We start from the raw sequence: 23,761 nt of genomic DNA, 5'->3' as shown, positions 1-23,761 counted from the left end.
TGGTACTGATCGGCCACGGCATGGTCGGCCAGCGCTTCCTGCAGGCGCTGACCGAGGCCGCGCCCGGCCGGTACCGAGTCACCGTCATCGCCGAGGAGCCCCGGCCCGCCTACGACCGGGTCCGGCTCAGCAGCTGGTTCACCGGCACCACCGCCGACGAACTCACCCTCTGCCCACCGGACTTCGCCGAGGAACACGGCATCGGGCTGCGGCTCGGCGACCCGGCCGCCACCGTCGACCGGTCCGCCCGCACCGTCACCACCCGCTCCGGGCACACCGTCCGCTACGACGTCCTCGTCCTGGCAACCGGATCGTCCCCGTTCGTCCCGCCCGTCCCCGGACACGACACCCCCGGCTGCTTCGTCTACCGCACCCTCGACGACCTGGAGGCCATCCGCGAGCGCGCCGGGCGCGCGACGGCCGGCGCCGTCGTCGGCGGCGGACTCCTCGGCCTGGAGGCCGCCGGAGCCCTGCGCGCGCTCGGCCTGCGCACCCATGTCGTGGAACACGCGCCCCGGCTGATGGCGTTGCAGGTCGACGACGGCGGCGGCAGCACCCTGCGCCGCAGGATCGAGGAGCTCGGCGTGGCAGTCCACACCGGCGCGGGCGCCAAGGCCGTCGAAGCCGGCCCCGACGGCACCGTCGCCCGGATGCTCCTCGCCAACGGCGAGACCCTCGACACCCAGTTGATCGTCTTCGCCGCCGGGGTCCGGCCCCGCGACGAGCTCGCCCGCGCCGCCCGGCTGCCCGTCGGCGAACGCGGCGGCATCGTCGTCGACGCCCACTGCCGCACCGCCGACCCCCGCATCCTCGCCATCGGCGAATGCGCGCGGGCCGCCGACGGGCGCGTCCACGGACTCGTCGCCCCCGGCTACGCCATGGCCGAGGCCGCCGCCGCCGGACTCACCGGGAAGGACGGCGGCTTCACCGGCACCCACACCGCCACCAGGCTCAAACTCCTCGGCGTCGACGTCGCCAGCATCGGCGACGCCCACGGCACCGACGGCGCCCTCGAAGTCCTCTACGCCGACAGCCGCGCCGGGGTCTACAAGAAACTCCTCGTCAGCCCCGAGGGACGGCTCCTGGGCGCGGTCCTCGTCGGCGACACCGCCGCCTACGACCTGCTGCGCGCCCTCGCCGCCGACGGCACCCCCCTCACCACACCCCCCGAACACCTCGTCCTGCCCCCCACCGCCGGCAGCGCCCCGCCCGGCCCGGCCGCGCTCCCCGACGACGCCGTCGTCTGCTCCTGCCACAACGTCCGCAAGGCGGCCATCACTTCGGCCGTCACCGAGGACGGCTGCGCCGACGTCACGGCCGTCAAGAAGCTCACCCGCGCCGGCACCGGCTGCGGCTCCTGCGTCAAGGCCGTCACCTGCCTCGTCGACGACGCCCTCGCCGCGACCGGCGCCCCCGTCCCCGACCAGGGCCTGTGCCCCCACTTCCGCCACTCCCGCGCCGAACTCTTCGAGATCGTCCGCGTCAAGGGCATCACCAGTTTCGCCCGCCTCCTCGACGAGCACGGCAACGGCCTTGAGGGCTGCGAGATCTGCAAACCGGCCGTCGCCTCGATCCTCGCCTCCCTCGCCCCGCAGCTCACCGGCGGCGGCCACATCCTCGACGGCGAGCAGGCCGCTCTGCAGGACACCAACGACCACTTCCTCGCCAACCTCCAGCGCAACGGCTCCTATTCCGTCGTCCCCCGCGTCCCCGCCGGCGAGATCACCCCGGAGAAACTCATCGTCATCGGCGAGATCGCCCGCGACTTCGGCCTCTACACCAAGATCACGGGGGCGCAGCGCATCGACATGTTCGGCGCCACCGTCGACCAGCTGCCCGCGATCTGGCGCCGCCTCGTCGACGCCGGCTTCGAGTCCGGCCACGCCTACGGCAAGGCCCTGCGCACCGTGAAGTCCTGCGTGGGCAGCACCTGGTGCCGCTACGGCGTGCAGGACTCCGTCGCCCTCGCCATCGAACTGGAGCTGCGCTACCGGGGGCTGCGCTCCCCGCACAAGCTCAAGGCCGCCGTCAGCGGCTGCGCCCGCGAGTGCGCCGAGGCCCGCGGCAAGGACTTCGGCGTCATCGCCACCGCCGCCGGCTGGAACCTCTACGTCGGCGGCAACGGCGGCACCGACCCCCGCCACGCGCGACTGCTGCTCACCGACGCCGGACACGCCACCCTGATCCGTACGATCGACCGCTTCCTGATGTTCTACATCCGCACCGCCGACCGCCTGGAGCGCACCGCCCCCTGGCTGGAACGCCTGCCCGGCGGACTCGACCACCTGCGGGAGGTGATCGTCGACGACTCCCTGGGCATCTGCGCCGAACTCGACGCCCTCATGGCCCGGCACACCGAGACCTACGAGGACGAGTGGCGCGCCACCCTGGAGGACCCCGAACGCCTGCGCCGCTTCGTGTCGTTCGTCAACGCGCCCGGCACCCCCGACCCCGCCGTCCGCTTCGTCCCCGAGCGCGGCCAGATCCGCCCCGCTCCCGTGGGGGTGGCGTCATGAGCACCGAACACACCGCACACACCGAACGTACCGATCGCACCGACGCCCGCGTGGTCGAGGTCGACACCGGCAGCGGCTGGACGCCCGTGTGCGACTACGACACCCTGCGGACCGGCCGCGGGGTCGCCGCGCTCGTCGACGGACAGCAGGTCGCCCTCTTCCGCGACCGCGCAGGCGAAGTCCACGCCGTCGGCAACCTCGACCCGTTCAGCGGCGCCCACGTCATCTCGCGCGGCCTGCTCGTCGGCCGCGACGGCGCCCCGGCCGTCGCCTCGCCCATGTACAAGCAGGCCTTCGACCTGCGCTCGGGAGTCTGCCTGGACGAGGAGCACGCCCCCGACGGCAGCCCGGCCGTCCTGCCCGTGTGGCCCGTACGCCTCACCGGCGACGGACCGGCCCGCGCCGAGGACGGCCGGCCCGGCGCGTGGCGGCCCGAGGACCCCGTCTTCTGGGCGGAGACCGGCGCCCGGACCGCACGGCGCAACCTCGTGTGGTCCGTGCTGTGCGAGCACATCGGCTTCAGCGTGTGGAGCCTGTGGTCCGTGCTCGTGCTCTTCCTCGGCCCCGAGTACGGCATCGACCCGGCGGGCAAGTTCACGCTCACCGCGGTGCCCACGCTCGTCGGCGCCGCGCTGCGGCTGCCCTACACCGTCGCCGTCACCCGCTTCGGCGGCCGTACCTGGACCGTGGTCAGCGCCCTGGTCCTGCTGATCCCCACCCTGCTCACCGCGTGGGTCCTCGATCCCGGGGTGTCCTACGGCACCCTCCTGGCTGTCGCGGCGCTCGCCGGCCTGGGCGGCGGCAACTTCGCCTCCTCCATGGCCAACATCAACGCGTTCTACCCGCAGCGCCTCAAGGGCCGTGCCCTCGGCGTCAACGCGGGCGGCGGCAACCTGGGCGTGGCCGCGGTGCAGTTGGTGGGTCTGCTGGTGCTGGCCACCGCCGGTGCCGCGCATCCTCGGCTCGTCGTCCTCGTCTACATCCCGCTCATCGTGGTCTCGGCGCTCGCCGCCGCGCTGCGCATGGACAACCTGCCGCGCCGGAGGACCGGCAAGCCGCTGCGGGAGGTGAGCCTGCACCCGCACACGTGGGTCGTCTCCCTGCTGTACATCGGCACGTTCGGCTCCTTCATCGGCTTCGGCTTCGCCTTCGGGCAGGTGCTGCTCGTGCAGTTCCCCGAGGCCTTCCCCACGCCCGTGTCGGCGGCCGCCCTCACCTTCCTCGGACCGCTGCTGGGTTCGCTGACGCGGGCGCTGGGCGGGGCCGCGGCCGACCGCTGGGGCGGGGCACGCGTCACCCTCGGTACGTTCGCCGCGCTCGCGGGCAGCACCCTGCTGGTGCTGCTGGCCTCGGGGGCGCGCTCGCTGCCGCTGTTCCTCACCGGGTTCGTGCTGCTCTTCGCGTTCAGCGGGATCGGCAACGGCTCCGTGTACAAGATGATCCCTGGCCTCTTCCTGCGGGAGGCCGCGGGCGATGCGGCGCGGGCCCAGCGGCAGGCCAACGCGCTCATGGGCATCGCCGGGGCGGTCGGCGCCCTGGGCGGGGTGCTCATCAACCTCGCCTACCGGCAGGCGTTCGCGGCGAGCGGAACCGGCGACGCCGCCTATGCCGCCTTCCTCGCCGGGTACGTGCTGTGCCTCGCGGTCACCTGGGCGGTGTATCTGCGGCCGGTGCGGCGGACCGCCGAGGTGTGAGGTCCGCGCGGCGGCGCGTGACGGACGTGCGCCGGGCAGCGCCCGGCCGTCCTCGCGGGACGGCCGGCGAACCCGGCGCACCAGTGCGGTACCCGCTAGCCGCCGAAGGGCGGCGGGTAGGGGTAGTCGAGGCGGTCGTGATCGCGGCCGTGGTCCCAGTCGCGACCGTGGTCGTAGGGGTCACGCTCGTGATCCCGGTCGGGGAAGACCCACCAGCCGTCGCGGCAGACGCGCCCCAGGGGGTCGCGGTCGCCGTCACGGAAGATCCGGGCGCCCGAGATCTCGCCGTTCGGCCCCGGGTGTCTGCTGTCGAAGATGAATCTGCACTCCGCGGGGGCCTTGCCCGCGGTGTGCGGGGCGGCCTGCGCGGTCGGCAGGACGGCCAGGACCGCTCCCGCCGCGCACGCCGCGACCGCGGCCGCCCTCAGGAATTCGCGCATGAAATCCCCTTTCGTATGGCGAGGCACCTTTGTGCCTCTTGGGTGATTCATGGGTAGCGGAACCCTGGTGTCCGTGCGAAGAGTCGTGCGACGGAGCCACCCGATCGTGTCCGGGCGGAGCGGACGGCCGGGTACGGATGCGCGGAGCTCGAACGGCCCGGCGGGCAGGGGGAGTTGATCGACTTCCGGCCCGCCCGCCGGGACTGTGCCCACGGCATGCGGGTACGGGCCGGGCGGCGCCTTCAGCGGGCGCGGTCCGCCGAGGCACGCGACAGCGGCCGGACCCGTCCCGCCGAGGCCCCGCCGGGCTCGCCGCCCGCGTCGAGCGACGACTCGGTACCGCGCGGGTCGAGCCCGCCATGGGCCCCCGGGGCGGCCACGGACGGCAGCAGAGTCTGCCACAGGCCCGTCAGCGAAGTCCGCGACAGCCACTCGGGGTTGTCGCGGCCCAGCGCCTCGATGCCCGTCGTCGCCGCGAAGACCGTGGCCGCCGCGTCCTCCGGGGAGCAGCCAGCGCGCAGGCTCCCCTCCGCCTCGGCGTGCGCGAACGCCTCACGGACACACGCCAGCCACTCCTGCCGCAGATTCACCCCGGCCGCGTGCGGGGTGTCGCGGTTGAGCCGCAGCCCCGCCCGTACCACCACGTCCCAGTGGATCTGCTGCGCGAGGACGTGCGTGGTGTCGATCAGCGACTGGAGCACGGGGCGGCCGCGCTGGCGCGCCGTACGGGCCAGGCCCCGCAGCGTCCGGGCAGCCTCCGCCTCGACGGCCGCCGCCACGGCGGCCTTGGTGTCGAAGTGGAAGTGCAGCGCCCCCGGGCTCACCCCGGCTCCCGAGCTGATCCCGGTGAGTTTGGCCTGGGCGAAACCGTGCTGGTCGAAGGTGCGCGCCGCCGAGCGCAGCAGTGCGTGCCGGGTGGCGGCGGCCCTCTCCTGCTTGGTCATGCCCGCCATGAAACCAACTCGCCGGACTGTTTTCCAGAGGCCCCCTTCTTAAAGGCCCCTAGCCGGACCGGACGCCCCGGTCAGCACACACGTGAACGCCAACTCGCCGCCCTGGTAACCGGTCACGCGCACCGCCGTGGTGCCGGGAGCGCTGTCCGCGACGCGTTCCGCGTCGATCGTGCAGGGGGCGTCGAACTCGACATACCGGTCGAAAGTGGTCTCCACGGACTCCGGCACGAAGACCTCCGGCGCGGTGACGAGCCGGGCCGCCTGATGGGCGGCCTCGATCATCACGAGCCCCGGCAGATGGTCCACGGGGTGGTCGAAGAGCGCGACGTGGGTGAAATCGCCCCGCAGCAGCCAGCGCCCCGGGCCCTCGCTCGCCCCGTGCAGCGGGGACAGCACGACCTCGGCCTCCGTCTCCCGCCCCACCAGGTGCGGCGGCACGGGCGCGGGCAGCGGCGGCTGCTCCCGCACGGCCTCGACGTGGTCGCCACGCAGCCGGCGGTAGACGGCGGGCGGTATCCACTCGAAGGCGGTCCGCGCGCTGCCGAACGGCTCGCCGTCGCAGGTGATGTCCAGGGTCAGCCGCAGCCCGGTGGTACGGCCCGCGCGCGAACCGGTCGGCGCGCAGGTGACCTCGATGGCCAGGTGCGCGTCCTGCTCCACCGCCCCCGGCCGGCGCGGATCGAAGGCGAAGTCGAAGCCGCGCAGCAGGACTTGGTGCTTGAGCGGCGCGCCGAACTCCGCGTGCGCGAGCAGCAGGCTCGCCTGGCGGACGGTCTGCGCGGCGATCACCGACTCGTGGCGGTGGCGGCCCCCCGGCACGGAGGTGCTCGTCCCGGCCCGCCAGACCGCCGTGACCAGGAAGCGCGTGGCGTCCAGGCGCTGCCAGTCGGTGACGTACACCTTGTCCTCGAAGCTCAGGTGCACGTACTCCTTGGGGACCCGGGACGCCGGTCTGTCGCCGCCCCGCTGCGCGGGAATCGTGGAACTCCCCGTGAGAACGCAGGAGTTGGGCGTGCAGTCGGGGCTGCGCGTCGTTTGGATCATTGACTCCCCCTGAGGGCAGGCCTGTACAACCTGGGCCGGTCTGTCCGGCTCGATGCTAAGATACGTACTTACCGGTTTTATTTTCAATACTCGCCACTGGCCGAATCGCGACCGTCCACTTGCCGACTCCTCTGCCGTAGCGGGAGGACTGCGAGAAGCCGAGCACCGTGGACTGACTGGGAGGCAATGCGCATGGCGAAGCAGGCGAGGGCGATCCGGACACGCCGCCAGATCCTGGAAGCGGCCGGGGCCGTCTTCGACGAGTTCGGGTACGACGCCGCGACGATCGCCGAGATCCTCGCGCGCGCGGGCGTGACCAAGGGGGCCCTGTACTTCCACTTCTCCTCCAAGGAGGAGCTGGCCCGCGGCGTGCTGGACCAGGCCGTGACCACCGAGGGCATCCTGCCGCAGGAGTCCAAGCTGCAGGAGTTCGTCGACATCGGCATGGTGCTCGCCCACCGGCTGCCGCGCGAGCCGCTGCTCAGCGCGTGCATCAGACTCTCCGCCGACCACGCGGCCCGCGAGCTGCTGGGCACCTCGTGGCCGGCGTGGACGGAGTTCATGGCCGAGCAGCTGCGCGGGGCCAAGGAGCAGGGCGAGCTGCTGCCGCACGTCGTCCCGGAGGACACCGCCACGGTCGTCGTCGGCGCGTGGACGGGCATGGAGGTCATCTCCGTCGGACTCAAGGGCGAGGAGAGCCTGGAGCAGTGGATAGCCAAGCTCTACGACCACCTCCTGCCCGGCATCGCCGTCCCCGGCGTGCTGCGCCGGCTGGACACCGCGCCCGACCGCGGCGCGAGGATCTGGGAGACGTATCTGGAGGTGCGCGACACGCTCGCGCCCGCGGAGTGAGGAGCGGCACGCGGCGTTGATCCGCCGTTGACCGGCGCTTGCCAGACTGGCCTGCCTGTGAAGTTCACAGGCAGGCCAGTCTCTTTTTCGGGGGCGGGCAAGGCTGTTGGGACCGCTCGGTGGGGCTCGGACCGCGCAACTTCGGGGTGATTTAGGGGAATCAATAGTGATTTGTCGGTAGTGCTCGCCCGAGGATCGACGCAGCATTGACAAACCGTATGCCCTGTTTTTTAATCACGGCATTCCAGGTCCGCGGCCGAACAAGGGGGGACCCGTGGGGAGAACCACCATGCAGGAGAGATCGGAGCGCACCCGCCGGAAGCTGGTGCGGGCCGGGGCCGTGATGTTCGACCGGGTCGGCTACGCGAACGCGACCCTCGGGCACATCGCCCGCGAGGCCGGACTGACCAAGGGCGCGCTCTACTTCCACTTCGACTCCAAGGAGCAACTGGCCGAGGAGATCCAGCGCAACGGCTGCGCCATGCTGCACACCGCCGCCCGCGAACTGCGCGCCGCGCACGACTCGCCGCTGCAGGCCCTCGTCGACCTCACGCACTGGCTGGCCGCCGTGCTGCGCACGGACCCGCCCCTGCGGGCCGCCCTGCGCGTCTCCAGGGAACTGCGCGGCACGCAGGCGGAGTCCGCCGACTTCCACCAGGCCTCCGTCGCGGCCGCCTGGCGACTGCTGGACGAGGCACGGCAGTCGGGCGAACTGCGCGAGTACCCCGAACACGCGGACTTCTTCCCCGGGGAGGGGGAGGCCGGTCTGCCCGTCGGGCACGATGTCGCGTGCGCGGACGGCTGCGAGGGCGCCCGTACGCTGCTCGCCGTCGTCGTCTGCGGCATCGAGGCCCTGACCGACCTCGGCCTCCCCGAGGACGAACTCTCCCGCAGGGTCGCCGTGTTGTGGGATCTGATGCTGCCCGGTCTCGTACCGGACGGCACCGAGTACCGGTGGCGCACGACGGCCCCCGCGGCCGAGGCCGAGCCGCTGCTCTCCCTGGCCTGAGCCGGCGGCACGCACAACGGCCCGGCCCCGCAGTGGATGCGGGACCGGGCCGTCCGGCTGTGCGCCACCTCCGACAACCATTGCAAACGATTTCGGAATCGAAAACCGTCCCCATTGCAGCCTTTGATATTCGCGCCGCAATACGCTTCACTTCCTTTTGTCGATGCGCGAATCACAGCGACTCAATTGGGGGCTCGATGCGCCACGGGCACGGTCAGTCCACCGCAACCCACGGGCACACGGACGAAGTTGACGGAGCGGACGGCCACGGTCACGGTCACGGACACAGTCACGGCGTCGCGAAGGACGCGGACCGCCGCTGGCTCTCGATATCCCTGGTGCTGATCGTCTCCTACATGGCGGTGGAAGTCGTCATCGGTTTCGCGGCCCAGTCCCTGGCGCTGATATCCGACGCGGCCCATATGCTCTCGGACGCCGCCGCCATCGTGCTGGCCCTCGTCGCCATGCGGCTCGCGGCCCGGCCCGCGCGCGCCGGCTACACCTTCGGCCTCAAACGGGCGGAAATCCTCTCGGCACAGGCCAACGGCCTCACCCTGCTGCTCTTTTCGGGCTGGCTCGCCTATGAGGCCGTCCAGCGGCTGCTGGACCCGCCGGAGGTGGGCGGCGCGCTGGTGCTGTGGACCGCGCTCTCCGGAGTCGTGGTGAATATCGTCGCCGCGTGGTGCATGTCGAAGGCCAACCGCTCCTCCCTCAACGTCGAGGGCGCCTTCCAGCACATCCTCACCGACCTCTACGGCTTCATCGCCACCGCCGTCGCCGGCGCGGTCGTGCTCTTCACCGGATTCCAACGGGCCGACGCCATCGCCTCGCTGGTCGTGGTGGTGCTCATGCTGCGCTCCGGTGTCGGGCTGCTGCGGGCCTCGGGCCGGATCTTCCTGGAGGCCGCGCCCTCCGGCGTGGAGCCGGACACCATCGGCGACCGGATGGCCGAGCAGGACGACGTCGTCGAGGTCCACGACCTGCACGTGTGGGAGATCACCTCGGGCGAGGTGGTGCTCTCCGCCCACGTCCTCGTCGAGCCCGGCGGCGACTGCCACACCGTACGCCAGACCGTGCAGTCCACGCTGCGTGACGAGTACGGCATCACGCACGCGACCCTGCAAGTGGACCACGCGCCCGGGACGCTCGTGGGCGTGGGCTCCGGGACGGGCGGGGAAGCGGCACGGCACTGCGAGTCCCCGCACGGCAGCGTGCACCACCGGGGCCCGCACGAGCACTGAGCACGGCCCGTACCGAAGTACCGGTCAGGACCGGCGGGTTGCCCGCCGGTCTGACCGGTTTTCCTGCGGACGGGCCGCGGCGCGGGCCATGCTCGGGGCATGTCCGATCCCAGTGAGCGAGTGCCGGGGTACCGGCAGATCAGAATGACGGTGCCGGCCGGCCCGGAGGCCGTCCGCGCGGACGAGGAGGCGTGGGCGGCCCGGGAGTCCCATCCCGTGATCCTCGGCGCGGGCGGGCCCGTGTTCGGGGTGGCGCGCGAGCGGGAGGAAGGCGGGTGGGAGCTGTGCGGCTACTACGGTGAGCGCGCCCCGCAGGACGCCCGCGACACCATGGCCGTGCACTTCCGCAGGAAGGCCTGCGAGATCGAGTCCGCCGGCGGGCCCGCGGCGGCGGCGCGCGAGTGCCTGAAGGCGGCGGAGCGGCTGGACTGGGAGGTGATCGACGAACTCACCGTCCTGGGCAGCCGCTACCGCGTCGTACGCGCCGAACGGTTCATCAGAACGGGCCCCGACGGGCCCGAACCCCCGCGCCCCTCCGACCCCGACCCCGCCGAGCCCGGCGCCTCGCACGAACTCCCGCGCTCCACCGAGGGGTTCGTCCTCGACACCGTCAACCCCACCGGCATGTCCGAGGGCATCCTCAAGGCCGAGCTCCTCTCCCTCGTCCTCGAACCCGGCACCGTGCCCCGGGCCGTGCGCGACGAATCCGTACGGGCCGCCCGCACCCACCCCGGAGGCGTGCTGCTCCCCGTCACCTTCGTGATCGCCGAGCGGGTCGACGGCGACTGGCAGCCGCTGACCTCCGGCTCCGACACCCCGCAGGGCGCCCGCGACGCGCTGACGATGGACCTGCGGGTCATGGCCCCCGTGCTGCGCCGGCTGGACGAGCGGGAACGCGAGGAGTACGCGCGCGCCGCCGACCGCTTCGATACGGAGCGGGGCGCGGAACTGTACGTCGCCGACCGGCACTTCAGGGTCGTGCGGGTGGAGAGCCTGATCCGGTTCGGCCCCGACGGCCCCGAGGGGCCGCGCCCCTCCGACCCCGACCCGCAGCCTCCCGTCATGGTCCACGACCGGCAGCTGCGCGAGCAAGGGGTGATCACGGGCGAGGAGGACGAGGACGAGCACGAGCCGCCGGAAGAGGTCAAGGAAATGATGGTCCTGGTGGACAAGGAACGGGAGCGCCGCAAACGGCTGGAGGAGAGCAGGCGCAGGGGAAGCGCGTAACGGGACGCCGTGGCCGGGGTCGGCTCGCCGCCCCCGGCGCGGCCTGCTGCCGCAGCGGGACCACCGCTCGTATAAAGGCAGCATGACCGACGACCGCGCAACAGAAGGAAACAAGGGGGACAGGGGCGGCGCGCGCCGGGGACCCGGCCGGCTCCTCGCGCTCGACTCCGGCACCCTCCACGGCACCCGGTGCGTCACCGGCCACGCGATGCCCCTGGGAGCGCTCGTCGCCGAACTGCCCCTCACCCGGCCGCGCACCACACCCGACCGCTACACCATCCAGATCGCGCCCGGCCGCTATATCGATCCGCCGGGCGCGCTGCGGCATCTCAACCACTCGTGCGTCCCCAATACGTTCGTCGACGTGAAACTCGGTCACGTACGGACCCTGCGGCCGGTCGGCGAAGGGGAAGCGCTCACCTTCTTCTACCCCTCCACCGAGTGGGAAGTGGTCAACCCCTTCCGCTGCGCGTGCGGACACCGGGGCTGCCTGGGCGCCATCACGGGCGCGCACGCGCTCCCCGTCGAGATCCTGCGGCGCTACGCCCTCAACGACCACATTCGCGAACTCCTCGGCGCGCGGGAGGCTTCCGTGCGCGACTGAGGCGCGCGGGCGAAGGGGGTTTTCGAGTACGCGACCTGCGGGCGCCGACGTGCCATACCCCCGCCGTTCGGCGGGGGTTGGCGGCGTCGATGTCGTCCTTTCGGCCAATGCCAGCCCTTTACGCGTCTCCGGCAGGATCATGACCAAGCCTTTACCGGCTGTCCGCATGAAACCTCCCTCCCCCCACCTGCCCGAGGAGACGTATGCGCACCCTCACCGAACCCCCCGCGAGATCCGCCGGATCCGCGAGACCCGCCCGGCGCTTCCACCGCGCCGTCGCCGTCACCGCGTTCGCCGGCGTCATGGCCGCCGCCTCCGCCGAACTCGCCCACGCCGCACCGAACTCCCCCACGCCCGACGGCATATCCACCACCACACAGACCGGGCTGACGGCCTACCACGGCTACAAACAGCCCGAGCACCTGGACTCGATCCTCGAAGGACTCCGCCCCGTCGGCTCGGCCGGCAACAACGACCCCAACTGGAAGGGCCTTTATCTGGCCGAATCCATCAACCACGCCGCCGGATACAGCATCAACGACGACGCGACACAGGCCGGCGGAGTCGTCGAAGTGACCCTGCCGCACGAGGTCACGGTGGCCGAGGTGACCCTGGCCCAGCGGGAAGGCGAGGCCGAAGAGACCTATCTGGCACGCCAGCTGACCTTCATCAAGGAAAAACTGGACGTCAAACCGGGCGAGCAACTGATGGACACGCTCGGGCAGCGCAACACCGTCATCAAGATGAACGACGGCACCGGCCGGAACGAGATCATCGTCCCCTGGAACATGGCCAAGGACGGCAAGGCCACCTCGGCCCTGAAGTTCCGCGCCGGCCTCAAGGGAGTGGCCGACGCGTCGGTCTACGCGGCACAGGCCGAGAGCTGCGGCACGGGCGGCACCCGCGTCCGCCGCTCCGCCAGCTGGTGCCAGGCCGTCGACTGGCAGCAGGTCAAGGAGAAGGCCAAGGCCACGGTGAAGAAGGTCACCGAGGACAAGGCCCACATGGACAGCCTCCCGGAGCGCAGCAGGACCGGACTCAGCCGCCCCGAGGCCGTCGCCGTCGCCGAACGCACCCACGCCAAGGTCCGCGAGGTGAGCGGCACGCACGTGGCCGCCGGTGCCTTCGGCGTCGGCACCTGGGCGTACGGCATGGCCCGTACCTTCTCCGACAAGAACGCCACCCCCCTCGACAAGGCCGCCGCCACCACCGCGATCGTCCCCGGTGTCGGCCAGGCCCTGGGCATCGCCGACGGCGTCCAGAACCACGACCCCGAGGCCATCGCCGTCAACGCGGTCGCCCTGGCCGCCCTCGTCGCCTCCCAGGCCGTCCCCGTCGTCGGTGAGATCGTCGACGTGGCCCTGCTCGCCGACGCCGTCGTGGAAACCCTCATCGACATCTTCGAGCGCGCCAAGGCCGACCCGCCCCCGCCGCCCTCCCTCGACAAGGGCGCCCTGCCGATCCTGCCCGTCCCCAAGGCCGATCTCCCGTGCAGCATCTGGTGGTTCACCATGGACGTGCTGTGGGACACCTCGGTCAAGGTCCCCGGCAAGACGCAGACCGTCGTCAGGGAACGCGGCGGCAAGGAGTACACCTACCCCGCCTCGGACGGGAAGTCGCCCGGCTGGACGGTCACGCGCAACCGGGGCGATGAGCGCACCTTCGACGTCTTCTACCGCCTCACCACCGACCAGGGGAAGGTCCTGGAGTCCAAGAAGCGGGCCGTGGTCAAGGCGAGCAGCGACGGCTTCCAGTGCCAGACCCTGATCTGGGAGGAGGACTGGAACCGCTGACCCCCACGGGCAGTTGTCCGGTCGGCTCCGGGTTCCCCCTCGGGGTCGGCTCGGGGTCGGCCGCCCTCCCGTAGTCCCTGAGTCGCATACGGAATCGGTTCTCCAGACGGACGTACAGCCCGGAAACGGGGCAGAGGATGGCAACGTCGACAGCAGCCGAGCCGATCCGGAGCAGACCCATGAGCAGCAAGAAGACCGCCGTCCTCGTCACCGCCGGGGTCGTCGCGGCCACGGGCGTCCTCGCCGTGGTCGCCGTGCCCGCCGCCGCCGACTGGTTCGGCAAGCGGCACGAGCAGGCCTCCTCGTACGCGACGGGCGCCGAAGCCAAGAGCGAGCGGGCCTCGGTGCCCCGCTGGCTGCCGGACGACGCGAAGTCGGTGCGGTACGTGATGAGGACCACCGGCGGCGACCGGCTGCTCAAGGCCACCCTCCCCAGCACAGAGCTCCCGGCCGAGTGCCGGCCCGCGACCACGGACGGCGCGAAGAAGCCCGACCTCAGTGCCTCGTGGTTCCCCCTCGACGCGCAGGGCCAGGCCACGGCCCGCTGCGGCGCCTACTACGCCTACATGACCGACACCACGCTCTACGCCTGGCAGGACGACAAGGACTGGCAGGACGCCAACCGCTCCGGCACCGCCGGCCAGTGACCCCCCTCGGTCTGGCCGGCGCGGCAGATCCCGTCAGTCCAGCAGGCCCAGCAGCGCCTCCGCCCAGCGGATCAGGTGCCGGTCCGGCAGATAGTCCCGGTGCACGCGCTCGTGCGCGGCCCGGCCCAGACGCCCGCGCAGCTCGCAGTCGGCCAGCAGCCGCAGAATGCAGTCCCCGAACGCCTCGTGGTCGTACGGGTCGCGGACGAGGATGCCCTCACGCCCGTGCTGGATCTGGTCGGTGATCCCGCCCACCGCGCTCGCCACCACCGGCCGCGCCTTCCACATCGCCTCGGTCACCGTCAGCCCGAAGCCCTCCGCGAGGCTCTTCTGCGTGACGACCGTGGCGTGCCGCTGGAGCGCCGCGATGACCGTGGCGTTCGCCGTGGGGTCGGCCATGTCCACCGTGACCAGGTGGATCCGGCTCCGGGCCTTCGCCGACAGCTTGCGCCAGCCCTGCCGGCACTCCCGCAGCACCGCCGCCCCGCCGGGATCGTCCGCGACGCCCGTCACATCCGGCCCGGCCAGCACCAGGTGCGCGCCGTCCAGGTCCGCGGTGCGCTCGGCGAAGGCGGCCATCACCCCGGGCATGTCCTTGAGCACGTCCCAGCGCGACACCTGCGTGACCAGCGGCCGCCCCACCGGCAGCCCCGGCCCGTCCGTCACGTGGTTCACCCGCGCCACCGCGGTCCCCGGCGGCGGTGCGGCCGCCCGGTAGCCGGGCGCGAACAGTCCCGCCGCCGAGAGGATGGCCAGGGCCGGCTCGTGGCCCCACTCCCGGTTCTTCGCCGACAGCGGATCCAGCGAGGGCGGGATCACCCGGACCGCGGTCCGCCTGTCGCGCCACAGGCCGGGGACGTGCCGGGGCGTGGAGAAGACCATCAGGCGCGCCGCGTCCAGAAAGGGCGCCAGCCGCCGCCAGGCGCGCTCCGCCGAGGGCGGCGGCGCGTCGCAGCCGATGTGGCAGCGCCACACCACCCGCGCCCCGGCCGCCGCGAGGGCGGGCGCGAGAGCGGCGGTCTGCGGGTCGTGCAGGACGACGATGTCGCCGGGCCGCAGCCGGGAGGCGAGCCCCCGCGCGGCGTCGGCGCACCCGGACACGTAGTGGGCGAACGCGGCGTCGTCCGGCTCCGGGGTGCTCTCGTGCCCGTACAGCAGCAGGAACAGCCGCTTGGTGGTGTCGAAGAAGGCGGGGTCGCCCGGCAGCACCAGCCAGCGCACGTCGACCCCGGCGGCCCGCGCGTACGGCAGCAGCGCGTGGGACAGCTCGGCGACACCGCCGCCCGCCGCCGTCGTGTTGACCTGCCAGACGGTGCGGCCCGCGAGCGCCCGCCGGGCGGTGCGCAGCGTCTCCTCGCACGTCTCGTACCGCTCCGGGCCGAGCGCGGGGAGCAGGGCCCGCAGCGGGCGCTCGCCAATGGTGACCGGCTGCAGCACGGGCGCTCCCTTCGTCCGGCAGGCCCGGCCGTGCCGCCCGCTGCGGCACCGCCCGCGCCCACGCCGCCCATCGTCCACCGGACCGCGCGCCCGCGCAGTTCGGCGGGCGGCGGACGGCGTACGCGCGCGGGGCGGGCCGGGGGCGGTCAGGGGACGAGGCGGGCGAGCCCGGTCGCCCGGTACAGCAGGTACTCCAGCGGTCCGCGCCGGAAGACCCGCGACCACAGCAGGGCGAAGAGGACGACCACCGCGACGAAACCGAACAGGACGGGCAGCGGCGACCCCGGCACGTCCTCGATGCCCAGCGCCCAGATGCCGACGACATTGAGGACGTACGCGGTCAGTGACATCCGGCCCACCGCCGTCACGGGCTCCGCCGACTTCCGCAGGAGCGGCGCCCGTTCGGTGAGCGCGAGACAGCCCGCGAGAACGACGAGGGCGACCCCGGTGTTCCCGGCCACCGACAGCGTGGTCTCGCTGTGCGGGGAGGCCGCGAGCAGCCACGCCGGAGTGTCCCAGGCCGGGAAACCGGCCACGTCCGACCACCACGCGCAAAGCCCCGCCCCCGTCCCGCCGTTCGAGGCGTCGATCGCCGCGGGGACGGCCGGCCACAGGTGCAGCGCGAGCCAGGAGCCGCCGTGGCCGAGGACGACGAGCGCGCAGCCCGCACCGGCGAGCCGCCGGCGGACGGCCGCCGAAGCCACGTCGAGCCGGGCCACCGCCATGCCCGCGAGCACGAACGGGATCCACGTGAGCACCGGATAGGCGCCGGTGAACAGCAGCCCCAGCACACCGCCCGTGCCGCCGAGGCGCGCGAGCGGATCGTGGCCGGTCACCGCGTCCGCCCAGTCGGACCCGGCGATCGAACCCTGCACCACGTACAGCACCTGCGGCAGCACCACCGCCGAACCGGCCGCGAGGAGCGCCAGCGTACGGGCCCGCAGCCGGTACAGCGGCAGCGCGCACACGAAGTACAGGGCGTAGAAGGCGAGGATCACGTCGACATCGGTGTGCGCCATGGTCAGCACGGTCCCGAGCGCGAAGAGCACCACGGCACGGACGAGTACCCGCGCGACGGCCTGCCGGCCCGCGCGTCCCGTCCTCGGCCGGAGCCGCCCCGTCATCAGCACCAGTGAGAAACCGGCCAGCAGCGCGAACAGCGCGGAGGCCCGGCCGTGGGCGAACTCCATGACAAGACCGGCCGGACCCCCGTCCGACGGATCGGGACCGACGTGCGCGGCGTACATCCCGAGCACCGCGAGCCCGCGGGCCAGATCCACACCGACCAGCCGACCGGCCGCCGGGGCAGCGGACGTACGGGCCGGCAGCGTGAGCGCGGGCGCCCTGCCCGCGGGCGGAGTGCTGTGCGTCATGACCCCCAGCGTTGGCCACCACCGGGCCGCGGGACAACGCAATCCGGGGAATTTGGCCCGGCGTTGACGCGACGCACAGGAAGGGCGCCGTACGGTTCCCCCGGGCGGATCTCCGGAAGATCTCCGGGCGAAAGCAGACGTACGGGCTGCGGAGGAACACGCGCCCCGCCAAGTGTCTCCGGAATCACCGGGATCGGCAGCAACGAGGGAAACCGCACGATCGGATGGAGCTCGGTGATTCCGGTGGCGTGGGTATCGAAGCGCCTTGTAAGGACGGCCGGTTGGTGATCAGACCGGCTCGTCGACCAACCCGCGCACCGACTCCGCCATACGCACCGCGAACGCCTCGCGCCCGGCGTCGTCTCTCCTCGGTGGGCGCGTACGGTTCCAGGGCCCAGCGCCTCCCGGGGTGCGGGCGGTGTACGGCCGTGGCGCGGCGCCGTACTGCCGTAGCATGACACCGACTGCCGTCAACGCCGTGAGGAGGCAGCAGTATGAGTGCACAGCCAGCCGATTGCGGAGCCGGAACGGACCCGCGAGTACCGGCGATCCCCTGCACGATCAACAGCATCGGGGACATCCTGTCCGGAGCCGACCGGGCCCAGTTCTACCGTGAGGTGCTCGCGGCCGAGCGTGGTGAGGAGATCGACGCGGTCCTCGAAGCATGGTGGACCGAGGCGGTTCTCAGCCAGGTCCCAGGGCGTGACGCGTCCTACCGCAACGCCGTCGCAGGCCGCAGGCTGGTGCCTCTCCGGGCCCCTGGCGAGGCTCGGTGAGCGGTGCGGCCTGCGCGGCCGTACGGCTCCACACGGCGAGGTCGGCGTCGGTGAGGCGGCGGGCCACGGCCAGTCCCATGCGGCCGGTGCCGAGCCGGCCGACGCGGGGGCGGCGCGGGGCGGCGTCCCCCTCGGCCCACAGCCCTCGGTAGTGATCATCCTGGTAAGTGCGGGCGCTCATGTCAACGCGATGCCGGGGGTGTTGGGTCCGCTGAGCCGACACGGAACTCAGTCCGCCGTCAACACCGCCACCCCCGTGACCCGGTCCGCCGCCAGGTCCGCGAGGGCGTCGTCGGCGTGCCGCATCGGATACGGCTCCACGTGCACGACCGGCCGGTGCCGGGCCGCCTCCGCGAGGCAAGCGCGGCCGTCCGTACGGGTGTTGGCCGTGACACTGCGCAGCGTGCGCTCCTGGAACAGATGCTTCTGGTAGTTCAGCACCGGGATGTCCGTCAGATGGATGCCCGCGACGGCCAGGGTCCCGCCCCGGTCCAGCGCCGCCAGCGCGTACGGCACGAGATCGCCCACCGGCGCGAACAGCAGCGCCGCGTCCAGCGGTTCGGGCGGGGCGTCGTACGCGCCCCCGGCCGAGGCCGCGCCCAGCTCCAGGGCCAGCCGGCGCGCGGCGGGGGAGCGGGTCAGGACGTGCACGGTGGCACCCCGGGCGAGGGCCAGCTGCGCCGTCAGGTGCGCGGACGCCCCGAACCCGTAGATCCCCAGCACCCCGCCCGCCGGCAGCTCGGCCCGTTCCAGCGCCCGGTAGCCGATGATGCCCGCGCACAGCAGCGGTGCCAGCTCCGCGTCCGGCGGCCCCTCCGGCAGGTGGTAGGCGAACCGGGCGTCGGCGACGGTGTGCTCCGCGTAGCCGCCGTGCACGTCCCAGCCCGTGTAGCGCGAGGACGGGCACAGGTTCTCCCGCCCCCGCCGGCAGTACGCGCACTCCCCGCAGGTACCCGCCAGCCACGCGACACCCACCCGGTCCCCGCGCGCGAACCCTTCCGCTTCCGGGCCGGCCGCGAGCACCCGGCCCACGATCTCGTGCCCGGGCGTGCAGCGCGGCACCCGGGGCGGCAGGTCGCCCTCCGCGAGATGCAGATCCGTCCGGCACACCCCGCACGCGGCCACCTCGACCAGCAGCCCGGCCGGCCCCAGGGGCGGCAGGGGGCGCCGCACCCGGAGCAGCGGACGCTCGGCGGCGGGGGCGGCGCGCTCGACCACCCACGCCGTCGTCTCCGTGGGCACCGTCGTCCCTGCGGGCAGAGTCATGGCCGCTCACCTCCGATCGGCGCTCACCGTCTTCCACGGTGCGCCGGGAGCGGGAACGCGGCAAGACGCGGAGCCGGTCCCCGCGCCGCCGGTGCGCCGGCCCGGCCCGGTCGGGGCGCCGGACGGGCGCCCGTACGGTCCCGGGGGCCGGACCCGGCGCTCAGCCCTGCCCCTCCCGGCTCGTCAGCCGGTGCTCGACCTCCACGACCCCGTCCACGCTGCGGCACAGCCGTACCAGCACCGGCACCCGGTCCGCGCCGCTCACCGTGCCGCTCAGCGTGACCAGCCCGTTGTTGACGTCGACACCGATCGCCGAGGGAGACTCGCCCAGCGTGCGCACGATCACGTCCTCGACGATCTCGTCGCGGATCGAGCGGTCCGAGCGCAGGAAGATCCGCAGGAGGTCGCCGCGGCTGATGATGCCCACAAGCACCCCGGCGTCGTCGACGACCGGCAGCCGCTTGACCCGCCGCTCCTGTATGGTCCGGGCCGCCTCGACGACGCTCCACTCCGGACGCGCGCAGGTCACGGGGCTGCTCATCAGGCCCTCGGCGGTCGTCGCCGCGACCTTCGCGCGGGTCCTGGCGTCCAGCGGCTCCCCGTCGAAGGGATGGTGCGGGTCCGCGTGCTGGGAGGCCTTGGCCAGCAGATCGGCCTCCGAGACAATGCCGATGGGCCGGTCCTCGGAGTCCACCACGGGCACCGCGGTGATGTCGTACTCGTGGAGGACCCGCACGATCTCCGTGAACACGGTGCCGCGCTGTACCCGTGCGACGGCGTGCGTCATCAGATCGCCCACCGTTCTGTGCTGCAACATCTACCGGTCCCTTCGATGACCACGGCGGACGGTGTCGTCTCTTGTCCGCGCATGTCGTGCGGTGTCCAGCTTCGCATCCCCGTGGTCCGGCACGTGACGTGGGCCCGGCCCGGGTGGCTTGTAAGCGCCGGATCAGCGGACCCAACACCCCCGGCACCACGTTGACATGAGCACCCGCCCTCACCAGGATGATCGCTACCGAGGGCCGTGAGCCCAGGGCCGAGGAGGACGACACCGATGACGGACGACACCCCGCACCGCCCCCGCGTCGGCTGGATCGGCACCGGCCGCATGGGCCTGGCCATGGCCCGCCGCCTCACCGACGCCGGCACCGACCTCGCCGTGTGGAACCGTACGGCCGCGAAGGCCGCACCGCTCACCGCGCACGGCGCCACGCTCAGCCCCTCGCCCGCCGAACTGCGCGACCGCGACGTGGTGTTCACGACGGTGTCGACCGAACAGGTTCTGCGGGAGGTGCTGTTGGGGGAGGCCGGACTGCTCACCGGCACGGACCGCGGGCCCGGCGTCCTCGTCGACTGCTCCACCGTCTCCCCCGAGGCCTCCGCCTCCCTGCGCGCCGCGTGCGCGGAGCGCGGCACCGCCTTCCTCGCCGCGCCCGTCAGCGGCAACGCCAAGGCCGTCGCCGCCGGCCGGCTGAGCCTCGTCGCCTCCGGGCCGCGCGAGACCTACGAGCGCGTGGCGCCCCTGCTGCGGTCGCTCGCCGGTACGGTGACGTACGCGGGGGAGGGCGAGACCGCCCGCCTCGTGAAGATCGCCCACAATCTGCTGCTCGGCATCGTCACCCAGGCCCTGGCCGAGACCGCCGTCCTCGCGGAGAAGGGCGGCGTGCCCCGTCACGTCTACCTCGGCTTCCTCAACGACAGCGTCATGGGCTCCCCCTTCACCCGCTACAAGACCCCCGCCCTCGTCAACCTCGACTACACCCCCACCTTCACGCCCGTCCTGCTGCGCAAGGACTTCGACCTCGGCCTCGCCGCCGCGCGCGGCCTCGACGTCCCCCTGCCGCTGACCGCCGCCACCGCCCAGCTGATCCAGGCGGCCGTCTCCTCCGGCCGGACCGAGGAGGACTTCGCGGTCCTCCTCGACCTCCAGGCCGCGGCCTCCGGACTCGCCCTCGAACCGGAGAACGTGCCGGTCGACGACGGGCTGACGGACGCCCCGGCCGCCGGTCATCAGATCTGACGCACGGAAAGAAGGGTCCCAGAACTGCCGCAGTGACTACGGCAGTTCACCGTGGCTGACGTCGCCACAGCTGATGCAATATCGCCAAGAGGCTGAAGTCGTCACTCCGTCAGCGATAGCGTGAGCCGACACCGAGCGATACCCAGGAGTTCCCCATGACCCAGCAGCCGGCCCCGGAACGTCAGCCGGTTCCCCCCGCGGCGGCCGAGGCCCTGCGCGCCTATGCTGCCGAGCAGCGGGACAAGGCCGACCGTCTCGCCGCCGTCCTGGAGGACATCGCCGCCAACGGCCTCCCCGACCCGGAGACGGGCGTCCTGTGGGAGACCCTGCGCGACGCGCACCTGGCCAGACTCGCCGAGGAGCCGCCCCGTGTCGCCTGACCACGGTCCGAGCCGTGGCCGCGTCGTCTTCGTGGAGCCCGCCGAGACCCAGCTGACCAAGCTCGACGCGAACGAGACCCACCGCCTCGACCGCGTCGTCGTCGCCATCTCGGTCGACCCAGGGCTGGGCACGGAGTTACCCGGCACGCTGCTGCGCGACTACACCGACAAGGTCGACGGGGTGCGGGTCATCTACTACGTGACGGCTCTGCGGACGATTGTCGTGGTGACGTACGTGGAGGCGTGAGCGGGCGGCTCCGCGTGCCGGTGCGGTTCTCGCCGGGTCACGTCCGCCAGGAACGGAGCCGGTCGGCGATGTCGAACACGGTGAGCCGCTGGGCCTGGACGTCGTGGACGAGGTCCCGCCAGTGCTCGTACGGCGCGTCGATCGTCTCGCCCGATGCCCGCGCGTAGGCCACCGCGATGCCGTAGGCGAAGAACTCATTGTGGGAAGGCAGCGGGCGCAGCAGCACGACGGTCTCGAACAACGTGGCGGCTCGCCAGCAGGCGTCCGGGTTGCTCTCGTCGAGGCTCGGCGTGTTCACCCGGTGCCTCGCGACAGCGGCCACGAGCCCGGAATAGTCCCTGACCGCGAGCTCCTTGCCGAGCAGGTCCTCCTGCCGGTCCAGGAGCCAGCGGTGGTCGATCAGCAGCTCCAAGGTCAGGCAGCCCGCTGTGAAGTGCGGGGTGAAGTACGGGCCGACGGGGCGCCGAAGTCGCGCTCGAAGGCCTCGGCGAAGCCAGGGCGGGTGATGGCGGCCTCGAAGGCGGCTGTGGCCCGGTTGAGCCTGGCCTGGTTCTCCTCCGTGACGGCCAGCTCCGCGAGGTAGGCGCGCATGCTCATGCCGCGGGCCGCGGCCAGGGCGGCGAACCTGTCCCGGGTCTCTGTGTCGATCTTGACGGTGGTGTCGCTCATGCTCTGAGTATGCTCTCGTGCATACCTGCGCGGATACCTTTTCCGGAAGTGGCCACGAAGCGTGCTGTTTCCGATCCCGTGTGATCCTGTGTGACTGCACATGACTGTTCCGGGAACGGCCGTGACCGCCCGGCGTAGCGTGGAACTGGAGCACAGGGGACGACACGGAACCGAGCGTGGTGCCGGAGGTGGTCGACCATGCGATTCCGGGACCGGACGGAAGCCGGGCGGAGGCTGGCGCGGAGGCTGGCCGGGATGCCCGGGCTGCGCGAGGCGCGGCCGGTGGTGCTGGGCATGCCCCGCGGCGGCGTGCCGGTGGCCTGGGAGGTCGCCCGGGAGCTCGCCGCCCCCCTCGACGTGATCGTCGTGCGCAAACTCGGCGTGCCCTCGCACCGCGAACTCGGCTTCGGCGCCATAGGGGAGGGCGGCGTGCGCGTCATCAGCCCCGACATCGTCAACATGAGCGGCGCGGGAGAGCGCAGCCTCGCCGAGGTCGAACGGCAGGAGCAGGACGAGCTGGTGCGGCAGGCGGAGCGGCTGCGGGCCGGGCGGCCGCGGATCCCGCTCGACGGCCGCACGGCCGTCATCGTCGACGACGGTGTCGCCACGGGCGCCTCGGCCCGGGCCGCCTGCCAGGTCGCGCGGGCGCAGGGCGCCGGCCGGGTCGTCCTCGCGGTGCCGGTCGCCCCGCCGGAGGCGGCCGAGTCGCTGCGGGCCGTCGCCGACGAGGTGGTGTGCCTGTCGCTGCCGACGCCGTTCTTCGCCGTCGGCGAGTGGTACGCGGACTTCGCGCAGGTCTCGGACGAGGAGGTCGTCGAGCTGCTGTCGCGCGGCACCGCGCCCGGGACAGCGGAGGAGGGCGGGACGGCGGACGAGGGCGGGGGAGCCGGGCAGGGCGGCGGCGAGAGCGGCCCGGTCGAACTCCCCGTCGACGGCGGCACCGTCACGCTCGCCGGGGACCTGACCGTACCCCTGGGCGCCCCCGGCGTCGTCGTCTTCGCGCACGGCAGCGGCAGCAGCCGCTTCAGCCCCCGCAACCGCGCCGTGGCCGACGTCCTCACCGACGCCGGACTCGGCACGCTCCTGTTCGACCTGCTCACCCCGGACGAGGAACGCGACCGCTCCAACGTCTTCGCCATCGAACCGCTCGCCCGCAGGCTGACCGAGGTCACCCGCTGGCTGCGCCGGCTCATGCTGCCGATCTGCTACTTCGGCGCGAGCACGGGGGCGGCCGCGGCGCTGTGGGCGGCCGCCGACGCGGCCGAGACCGTGGAGGCCGACGGCACCCACCCGGACATCTGCGCCGTCGTCTCCCGGGGCGGCCGCCCGGACCTCGCGCTGCCCCGGCTGACGGCGGTACGAGCGCCGACCCTGCTGATCGTCGGCGGCCGCGACGAGACCGTGCTCGACCTCAACCAGCGGGCCGCCGAACGGCTGCGCTGCGAGCACGAGCTGGCCGTCGTGCCCGGGGCCACGCACCTCTTCGAGGAACCGGGCACGCTCGACGTGGTCGCGTCCCTGGCCCGGGACTGGTTCACCTCGCACCTGGCGTCCGCGTCCGTCGGCTGAGCTT

23 protein-coding genes are annotated in these 23,761 nt (G+C 72.8%); 14 read left to right on the top strand and 9 right to left on the bottom strand.

Going from position 1 to position 23,761, the window contains the following annotated elements; genetic code table 11:
* Positions 1-20: 20 nt before the first annotated feature.
* The gene (gene nirB, locus ACFP1Z_RS10040) at positions 21-2,516 is read left to right on the top strand and encodes a nitrite reductase large subunit NirB (protein ID WP_390315903.1); all 2,496 of its coding nucleotides are present in this window, start codon (positions 21-23) and stop codon (positions 2,514-2,516) included.
* Complete coding sequence (locus tag ACFP1Z_RS10035) at positions 2,513-4,210, top strand: MFS transporter (protein WP_390315647.1); 1,698 nt, start codon at positions 2,513-2,515, stop codon at positions 4,208-4,210. Before nirB ends, ACFP1Z_RS10035 begins: the two co-directional genes overlap by 4 nt.
* Before the next feature lie 95 nt (positions 4,211-4,305).
* Here the strand turns inward: ACFP1Z_RS10035 and ACFP1Z_RS10030 are convergent, their stop codons facing one another.
* From ACFP1Z_RS10030 to ACFP1Z_RS10020, 3 genes are all read right to left on the bottom strand, one after another.
* A complete protein-coding gene (locus ACFP1Z_RS10030) occupies positions 4,306-4,650 on the bottom strand; it encodes a hypothetical protein (protein ID WP_390315646.1) in 345 nt (114 codons plus the stop codon).
* Positions 4,651-4,892: 242 nt separating this feature from the next.
* Positions 4,893-5,594, bottom strand: coding sequence for a ScbR family autoregulator-binding transcription factor (locus ACFP1Z_RS10025; RefSeq protein WP_390315644.1), 702 nt, complete (start codon positions 5,592-5,594; stop codon positions 4,893-4,895).
* Positions 5,595-5,642: 48 nt separating this feature from the next.
* The gene (locus tag ACFP1Z_RS10020) at positions 5,643-6,647 is read right to left on the bottom strand and encodes a ScbA/BarX family gamma-butyrolactone biosynthesis protein (protein WP_390315643.1); all 1,005 of its coding nucleotides are present in this window, start codon (positions 6,645-6,647) and stop codon (positions 5,643-5,645) included.
* A gap of 192 nt (positions 6,648-6,839) precedes the next feature.
* On the opposite strand from ACFP1Z_RS10020, the gene ACFP1Z_RS10015 reads away from it, so the two are divergent.
* From ACFP1Z_RS10015 to ACFP1Z_RS09985, 7 genes are all read left to right on the top strand, one after another.
* Entirely contained in the window at positions 6,840-7,499 is a 660-nt protein-coding gene (locus tag ACFP1Z_RS10015) for a ScbR family autoregulator-binding transcription factor (RefSeq protein WP_390315641.1), read from the top strand.
* 289 nt (positions 7,500-7,788) lie between these two features.
* The gene (locus tag ACFP1Z_RS10010; RefSeq protein WP_390315640.1) at positions 7,789-8,508 is read left to right on the top strand and encodes a TetR family transcriptional regulator; all 720 of its coding nucleotides are present in this window, start codon (positions 7,789-7,791) and stop codon (positions 8,506-8,508) included.
* A 197-nt stretch (positions 8,509-8,705) separates the two neighbouring features.
* Positions 8,706-9,749 carry a cation diffusion facilitator family transporter gene (locus ACFP1Z_RS10005; protein WP_390315639.1) on the top strand — a complete coding sequence of 348 codons (1,044 nt, stop codon included), beginning with the start codon at positions 8,706-8,708 and terminating at the stop codon, positions 9,747-9,749.
* Positions 9,750-9,848: 99 nt separating this feature from the next.
* Complete coding sequence (locus tag ACFP1Z_RS10000) at positions 9,849-10,976, top strand: DUF5954 family protein (RefSeq protein WP_390315638.1); 1,128 nt, start codon at positions 9,849-9,851, stop codon at positions 10,974-10,976.
* Between the two features lie 82 nt (positions 10,977-11,058).
* Positions 11,059-11,580 (top strand): SET domain-containing protein, encoded by a 522-nt coding sequence (locus tag ACFP1Z_RS09995; protein WP_390315636.1) that lies wholly within the window; start codon positions 11,059-11,061, stop codon positions 11,578-11,580.
* A 302-nt stretch (positions 11,581-11,882) separates the two neighbouring features.
* Positions 11,883-13,373: a hypothetical protein gene (locus tag ACFP1Z_RS09990; protein ID WP_390315902.1), complete on the top strand. Its 1,491-nt coding sequence runs from the start codon at positions 11,883-11,885 to the stop codon at positions 13,371-13,373.
* 179 nt (positions 13,374-13,552) lie between these two features.
* Positions 13,553-14,020, top strand: coding sequence for a hypothetical protein (locus ACFP1Z_RS09985; RefSeq protein WP_390315635.1), 468 nt, complete (start codon positions 13,553-13,555; stop codon positions 14,018-14,020).
* Positions 14,021-14,053: 33 nt separating this feature from the next.
* Here the strand turns inward: ACFP1Z_RS09985 and ACFP1Z_RS09980 are convergent, their stop codons facing one another.
* Positions 14,054-15,457, bottom strand: a complete 1,404-nt coding sequence (locus tag ACFP1Z_RS09980; protein ID WP_390315634.1) for a glycosyltransferase — start codon at positions 15,455-15,457, stop codon at positions 14,054-14,056.
* A 146-nt stretch (positions 15,458-15,603) separates the two neighbouring features.
* Complete coding sequence (locus tag ACFP1Z_RS09975; protein ID WP_390315633.1) at positions 15,604-16,830, bottom strand: DUF418 domain-containing protein; 1,227 nt, start codon at positions 16,828-16,830, stop codon at positions 15,604-15,606.
* A 494-nt stretch (positions 16,831-17,324) separates the two neighbouring features.
* Here ACFP1Z_RS09975 and ACFP1Z_RS09970 point away from each other — a divergent pair, with 494 nt between their 5' ends.
* Positions 17,325-17,606: a hypothetical protein gene (locus ACFP1Z_RS09970; RefSeq protein ID WP_390315632.1), complete on the top strand. Its 282-nt coding sequence runs from the start codon at positions 17,325-17,327 to the stop codon at positions 17,604-17,606.
* 228 nt (positions 17,607-17,834) lie between these two features.
* On the opposite strand, the gene ACFP1Z_RS09965 is transcribed toward ACFP1Z_RS09970, so the two are convergent.
* Complete coding sequence (locus ACFP1Z_RS09965; RefSeq protein ID WP_390315631.1) at positions 17,835-18,872, bottom strand: zinc-dependent alcohol dehydrogenase family protein; 1,038 nt, start codon at positions 18,870-18,872, stop codon at positions 17,835-17,837.
* Between the two features lie 160 nt (positions 18,873-19,032).
* Positions 19,033-19,686, bottom strand: coding sequence for a CBS domain-containing protein (locus tag ACFP1Z_RS09960; protein ID WP_390315901.1), 654 nt, complete (start codon positions 19,684-19,686; stop codon positions 19,033-19,035).
* Positions 19,687-19,926: 240 nt separating this feature from the next.
* On the opposite strand from ACFP1Z_RS09960, the gene ACFP1Z_RS09955 reads away from it, so the two are divergent.
* From ACFP1Z_RS09955 to ACFP1Z_RS09945, 3 genes are all read left to right on the top strand, one after another.
* Complete coding sequence (locus ACFP1Z_RS09955; protein ID WP_390315630.1) at positions 19,927-20,892, top strand: NAD(P)-dependent oxidoreductase; 966 nt, start codon at positions 19,927-19,929, stop codon at positions 20,890-20,892.
* Between the two features lie 155 nt (positions 20,893-21,047).
* Positions 21,048-21,272: a hypothetical protein gene (locus ACFP1Z_RS09950; protein ID WP_390315629.1), complete on the top strand. Its 225-nt coding sequence runs from the start codon at positions 21,048-21,050 to the stop codon at positions 21,270-21,272.
* Positions 21,262-21,519 (top strand): type II toxin-antitoxin system RelE family toxin, encoded by a 258-nt coding sequence (locus ACFP1Z_RS09945; RefSeq protein WP_390315628.1) that lies wholly within the window; start codon positions 21,262-21,264, stop codon positions 21,517-21,519. Before ACFP1Z_RS09950 ends, ACFP1Z_RS09945 begins: the two co-directional genes overlap by 11 nt.
* A gap of 37 nt (positions 21,520-21,556) precedes the next feature.
* Here the strand turns inward: ACFP1Z_RS09945 and ACFP1Z_RS09940 are convergent, their stop codons facing one another.
* On the bottom strand, positions 21,557-21,931 hold the full coding sequence (locus ACFP1Z_RS09940) for a toxin Doc (protein WP_390315627.1): 375 nt from the start codon (positions 21,929-21,931) through the stop codon (positions 21,557-21,559).
* Between the two features lie 2 nt (positions 21,932-21,933).
* Positions 21,934-22,188: an antitoxin MazE7 gene (locus ACFP1Z_RS09935; protein ID WP_390315626.1), complete on the bottom strand. Its 255-nt coding sequence runs from the start codon at positions 22,186-22,188 to the stop codon at positions 21,934-21,936.
* Between the two features lie 198 nt (positions 22,189-22,386).
* Here ACFP1Z_RS09935 and ACFP1Z_RS09930 point away from each other — a divergent pair, with 198 nt between their 5' ends.
* Positions 22,387-23,757, top strand: coding sequence for a phosphoribosyltransferase family protein (locus ACFP1Z_RS09930; protein WP_390315625.1), 1,371 nt, complete (start codon positions 22,387-22,389; stop codon positions 23,755-23,757).
* Positions 23,758-23,761: the final 4 nt, after the last annotated feature.

It is taken from the genome of Streptomyces gamaensis (genome assembly GCF_042656465.1).
GTDB lineage: Bacteria > Actinomycetota > Actinomycetes > Streptomycetales > Streptomycetaceae > Streptomyces > Streptomyces gamaensis.
Note: the sequence above shows the minus strand (reverse complement) of the source record. Positions and strands in the feature narration are given on the sequence as shown.

Bases quoted from the DNA above. Each gene is read 5' to 3' on its own strand.
- nirB (WP_390315903.1), top strand. From the start codon at position 21: ATGGTCGGCCAGCGCTTCCTGCAGGCGCTGACCGAGGCCGCGCCCGGC.
- ACFP1Z_RS09995 (WP_390315636.1), top strand. From the start codon at position 11,059: ATGACCGACGACCGCGCAACAGAAGGAAACAAGGGGGACAGGGGCGGC.
- ACFP1Z_RS09935 (WP_390315626.1), bottom strand. From the start codon at position 22,188: ATGAGCGACACCACCGTCAAGATCGACACAGAGACCCGGGACAGGTTC.
- ACFP1Z_RS10030 (WP_390315646.1), bottom strand. From the start codon at position 4,650: ATGCGCGAATTCCTGAGGGCGGCCGCGGTCGCGGCGTGCGCGGCGGGA.
- ACFP1Z_RS09990 (WP_390315902.1), top strand. From the start codon at position 11,883: ATGGCCGCCGCCTCCGCCGAACTCGCCCACGCCGCACCGAACTCCCCC.
- ACFP1Z_RS10010 (WP_390315640.1), top strand. From the start codon at position 7,789: ATGCAGGAGAGATCGGAGCGCACCCGCCGGAAGCTGGTGCGGGCCGGG.
- ACFP1Z_RS09930 (WP_390315625.1), top strand. From the start codon at position 22,387: ATGCGATTCCGGGACCGGACGGAAGCCGGGCGGAGGCTGGCGCGGAGG.
- ACFP1Z_RS10000 (WP_390315638.1), top strand. From the start codon at position 9,849: ATGTCCGATCCCAGTGAGCGAGTGCCGGGGTACCGGCAGATCAGAATG.
- ACFP1Z_RS09955 (WP_390315630.1), top strand. From the start codon at position 19,927: ATGACGGACGACACCCCGCACCGCCCCCGCGTCGGCTGGATCGGCACC.
- ACFP1Z_RS09965 (WP_390315631.1), bottom strand. From the start codon at position 18,872: ATGACTCTGCCCGCAGGGACGACGGTGCCCACGGAGACGACGGCGTGG.
- ACFP1Z_RS10005 (WP_390315639.1), top strand. From the start codon at position 8,706: ATGCGCCACGGGCACGGTCAGTCCACCGCAACCCACGGGCACACGGAC.
- ACFP1Z_RS09970 (WP_390315632.1), top strand. From the start codon at position 17,325: ATGAGTGCACAGCCAGCCGATTGCGGAGCCGGAACGGACCCGCGAGTA.
- ACFP1Z_RS10025 (WP_390315644.1), bottom strand. From the start codon at position 5,594: ATGACCAAGCAGGAGAGGGCCGCCGCCACCCGGCACGCACTGCTGCGC.
- ACFP1Z_RS10020 (WP_390315643.1), bottom strand. From the start codon at position 6,647: ATGATCCAAACGACGCGCAGCCCCGACTGCACGCCCAACTCCTGCGTT.
- ACFP1Z_RS10015 (WP_390315641.1), top strand. From the start codon at position 6,840: ATGGCGAAGCAGGCGAGGGCGATCCGGACACGCCGCCAGATCCTGGAA.
- ACFP1Z_RS09985 (WP_390315635.1), top strand. From the start codon at position 13,553: ATGAGCAGCAAGAAGACCGCCGTCCTCGTCACCGCCGGGGTCGTCGCG.
- ACFP1Z_RS10035 (WP_390315647.1), top strand. From the start codon at position 2,513: ATGAGCACCGAACACACCGCACACACCGAACGTACCGATCGCACCGAC.
- ACFP1Z_RS09975 (WP_390315633.1), bottom strand. From the start codon at position 16,830: ATGACGCACAGCACTCCGCCCGCGGGCAGGGCGCCCGCGCTCACGCTG.
- ACFP1Z_RS09950 (WP_390315629.1), top strand. From the start codon at position 21,048: ATGACCCAGCAGCCGGCCCCGGAACGTCAGCCGGTTCCCCCCGCGGCG.